This is a genomic window from Streptomyces jumonjinensis (assembly GCF_009600885.1).
GTDB lineage: Bacteria > Actinomycetota > Actinomycetes > Streptomycetales > Streptomycetaceae > Streptomyces > Streptomyces jumonjinensis.
On record NZ_VCLA01000161.1, the window covers coordinates 4,437 to 4,909 of the forward strand.

The window sequence follows — 473 nt, forward strand, 5'->3', positions numbered from 1 at the left end:
GAGCCTGAGGCCCGCGAACTCCCGGAGTTCATCCGTATCCAGGCTCTCCCCGGCGGGGACGACATACGCGGCGAGCCGCTTATCGCCTGGCCGGTCCTCGCGGACGATGACGGCGGCCTGGCCGACCGTCTCATGCGATGCGAGTACGGCCTCGATCTCACCGGGCTCGACCCGGAAGCCACGGATCTTGACCTGTTCGTCGGCGCGGCCGGCGAAGAGGAGCTGCCCGTCCTGGTTCCAGCGGGCCAGGTCGCCCGACCGATACATCCGACCGCCGAACGGGCACGCGACGAAGCGTTCGGCGGTGAGATCCGGTCGGCCGACGTAGCCGCGTGCCAGACCCGCGCCCGCCACATACAGCTCGCCCGTCACGCCCACCGGAACCGGCTGGAGCAGGTCGTCCAGGACGTAGACCCCCGCACGGTCGATCGGGGCGCCGATCGACGGGGGCGGGTCCTCCGGCCGGATACCCC

At 71.5% G+C, this 473-nt stretch carries 1 protein-coding gene; it reads right to left on the reverse strand.

Going from position 1 to position 473, the window contains the following annotated elements; all coding sequences use genetic code 11:
* Positions 1 to 473: AMP-binding protein (locus FF041_RS39270; RefSeq protein ID WP_228388557.1), on the reverse strand; the 473-nt coding region annotated here is incomplete at both ends.